Origin of the sequence: Gordonia sp. C13 (assembly GCF_023218005.1) — a bacterium.
Taxonomy (GTDB): domain Bacteria; phylum Actinomycetota; class Actinomycetes; order Mycobacteriales; family Mycobacteriaceae; genus Gordonia; species Gordonia namibiensis.
Map to the genome: position 1 here is coordinate 1 of NZ_JALPSY010000058.1, position 3,480 is coordinate 3,480.

Annotated in this window: 2 protein-coding genes; both read left to right on the forward strand. The window is 66.7% G+C overall.

Going from position 1 to position 3,480, the window contains the following annotated elements; translation table 11 throughout:
- Positions 1-183: 183 nt before the first annotated feature.
- On the forward strand, positions 184-1,173 hold the full coding sequence (locus M1L58_RS23140) for an aldo/keto reductase (protein WP_006867006.1): 990 nt from the start codon (positions 184-186) through the stop codon (positions 1,171-1,173).
- 180 nt (positions 1,174-1,353) lie between these two features.
- Positions 1,354-3,450 carry a bifunctional lysylphosphatidylglycerol flippase/synthetase MprF gene (locus M1L58_RS23145; RefSeq protein ID WP_248660613.1) on the forward strand — a complete coding sequence of 699 codons (2,097 nt, stop codon included), beginning with the start codon at positions 1,354-1,356 and terminating at the stop codon, positions 3,448-3,450.
- Positions 3,451-3,480: the final 30 nt, after the last annotated feature.

Consider the following 3,480-nt stretch of genomic DNA (forward strand, 5'->3'; position numbering starts at 1 on the left):
TCGGTCGCTCGGCTCGTCTGCGCCACCGCCCGGAGTCTGCCGGGTCGGGGAGTTCCACTTTATTGTTCATACAGCGAACAATGATTGATCGCCGATTCGCACACCCGTTGAATGGTCATGACCGCGGAGGCGTGACCGGGCGCGGTGGATGACGAGTGTCGAGCAGAGAAGAGTGGGGACGAGATGACGACTGTGGAACTCGGCGACGGACTGAAGGTCTCCGCCCTCGGATTCGGTGGCATGTCGCTGACCGACGTCTACGGCGCGGTCTCGGATGACGATGCCCTTCGTACCCTCACGCATGCGGTCGACAGCGGTGTGACGTTCATCGACACCGCCAACGTCTACGGCAACGGGCGCAGCGAGACCACGATCGGGAAGCTGCTCAAGACCCGCCGCGACGACGTCCAGCTCGCCACCAAGTTCGGCATCGTCGGTCAGGGTGGTGTCGGGCAGCGCGGGGTCCGCGGTGACCGAGAGTACGTTCGCGAGCAGGTCGAGCTCAGCCTCGCTCGGCTGGGCACCGATCGCATCGACCTGTACTACCAGCACCGCGTCGACCCGGTCGTTCCGATCGAGGAGACCATCGGCGCGGTCAAGGAACTGGTCGAGGAGGGCAAGGTCCTGCACATCGGTCTGTCCGAGGCGACCGGTGACGAGATCCGCCGCGCGGTCAGTGTGCACCCGATCGCGGCCATCCAGTCCGAGTGGAGCGTCGTCTCCCGAGACGTCGAGCGCTTCGTGGTGCCCGCTGCCCGTGAGCACGGACTCGGGTTCGTCTCCTATTCGACGCTGGGCCGCAAGTGGCTGGCCGGGCTCCTCGACCACGACGATCTGGTCGAAGGCGATGTGCGCCTGAACATCTCGCGCTACACGCCCACCAACCTCGCGTACAACCAGCCGATCCTCGAGGAGTTCTTGCAGATCGCCGACGAGGTCGGCGTCACCGGTGCACAGCTGGCGCTGGCCTGGTTCTACACCAAGGGGCGCGAGTTCGGTCTTCCCGTCGTCTCGATCCCGGGTTCGCGTTTCGCCGAGCGGGTCACGGAGAACCTGGCCGGCGTCGACGTCGAATTGACCGCGCAGCAGGTCGGGCGTCTGGATACGTTGGCCGCCAGGGTTCGCGGTCATCGGTCCGCGCAACCGCAGTTGGTGTCCTCGGCACGCGAGTGACCCGCGACCGCGCCACTGCCGTCGCGGTCACCGCCGACGGTCCGCGGATTCTCACCCCGCACCCGGAGTAGGTCTCCATCCGACACGGAATCTGTGTCGAAAGCCGTTTCCGACGGGTGCATTCGTGTCGGTTCCTGTCGTTGGGAGTGTGTCGGCTCACCTCCCGTCGTACCGTTGACCATGCACTTCGACGTGTCGTGGTCCGCTGCTGTCCGCCGACTGCCCTTTACTGCCGCGCTCACGATCGCGCTGGCGGTCGTGGGTGTCGCGACCGGTTCGCTGTGGGGCCGGGCGAACGACAAATCCTGGTACCACGAGGTGGCCTTCGGTCTCCCCGCCCTGCGTGAGGGTAAGTGGTGGACACCGATCAGCTCCGCCTTCGTCGAACCCGGGCCCTGGCTGTACGCGCTCGCGTTCGTCGTCGTCATCGTCGGAATGGGTTGGGCCGAATGGCAACTCGGCACGGTGAGAGCCATCCTGGTGGGCATCGGCGGCCACCTCGTCGCATGCTTCCTGACCGTCGGCCTGCTGTGGCTGCTGTCCACCGAGGTCACGTCGTGGCAGTGGGCGGAGGAACTCGCCGAGTCACGGGGCACCGGTGTCGGCGCGCTGGTCGTGTCGGCGGTCGCGGTGGCCTCGGCGACGGTCCGGTCACCGTGGCGACTACGGGTTCGTGTGCTGATGGGTGCCGTCGTCGCGATCGCGTTCCTGTTCCAAGGGACCCTCGCCTCCGTCGAATACGTTCTCGCAGCGGTGATCATGCTCGTGGTCGGGGAGAAGTTCTTCGCCACCAAGGAACGCGGTTACATGCCGCGCACCCGGCGCGAGGTCCGCATGCTGGGCTGCGCGGCGTTGCTGGTGATCGCGGCCGCGAACCTGATGGTCTTCTTGTTCCCCGGCGACGGCCCGCTGGGGCCGACCGATGCCGGCGACGATTCCGTGTTCACCATGCTCATCGGTCTGGTGATCAACGTCCTCATCGCCGACCAACTCCGCAGGGGCAAGCGGTGGGCCTGGTGGGTAGCGGTCGTCCTCGGCGCGTTGAACGTCGTGTTGACCGTCCTCACCGTGGTTCTCGTCATCTTCACCGATGTGTCCACCGAGGGCGCGGTGACGTTGGGAACGACGCTGCTGTGGGCGGTGTTGCTGGCCATCCTGATCCCCGGCCGCTTCGCCTTCGCCGTTCCATGGAGGGTGCGGCATGTGGGTACGCCGGGCGACGACCCCGACGCCGACCCGGTGGACCGGGTGAAGGCACTTCTCCGTCAGCACGGGGGCGGCACGATGTCGTGGATGACGACCTGGCCCGGGAACTCCTACCAGTTCACGTCGCCGGATGACGACCCCACCGGTGAGTCGGTGGTGACGTACCAGAACCATGTCGGGACCTTGCTGGCCCTTGCGGATCCGGTGTGCGCCCCGGATCGTCGTCGGGATGCGGTGAACGCCTTCATCGAACTGGCCGAGCGTTCGGGAGCGACGCCGTGCTGGTTCTCGATCGGATCGTCGACGTCGGAGATCGTCACCGAACGCGGTTGGCTCAGCGTGCAGATCGCCGAGGACACGATCGTCGACCTGCCCGGGCTGGAGTTCAAGGGCAAGCCGTGGCAGCACGTGCGGTCCGCGTTGAACAAGGCCGGCAAGCAGGACATCACGATGCGCATGGTGACCCTGGCCGACGAATCCTTCGCGGTGCGGACCCAGGTCCGCGCCATCTCCGAGGAATGGGTGGGGGACAAGGGCTTACCCGAGATGGGCTTCACGCTCGGCAGCGTGGAGGAGGCGATGGACCCGGCGGTGCGCGTCGCGCTCGCAGTCGATCCCGACGGGAACGTCCACGGAGTGCTGTCATGGCTGCCGGTGTACGCCGCCGGCGGTGAGGTCGCGGGCTGGACGCTGGACATCATGCGTCGACGCACCGACGGTTTCGGCCCGGTGGTCGAGTACCTGATCGCCTCGTCGGCGGTGGCCTTCAAGGACGAGGGCGCGCAGTTCATCTCGCTGTCGGGCGCACCGCTCGCGCGCACCGAGGACTTCGATCCCGAGCCGCTCGACAAACTGCTCGACGCCCTCGGCGCGGCTCTGGAGCCCTACTATGGCTTCCGGTCGTTGCACACGTTCAAGAAGAAGTTCAACCCGCGCTACGAACCCGTCTACCTTGCGTTCCGCGACGAATCCGATCTTCCCCGAATTGGTCTGGCGGTCTCGCGCGCGTACCTGCCCGACGCGACGGCAGGCCAGCTGCTCAAGCTCGCCGCGTCGGGCAAGGAGGCCTGAGCGCTCACCGGTTCCGTTCCTGCTCACCCG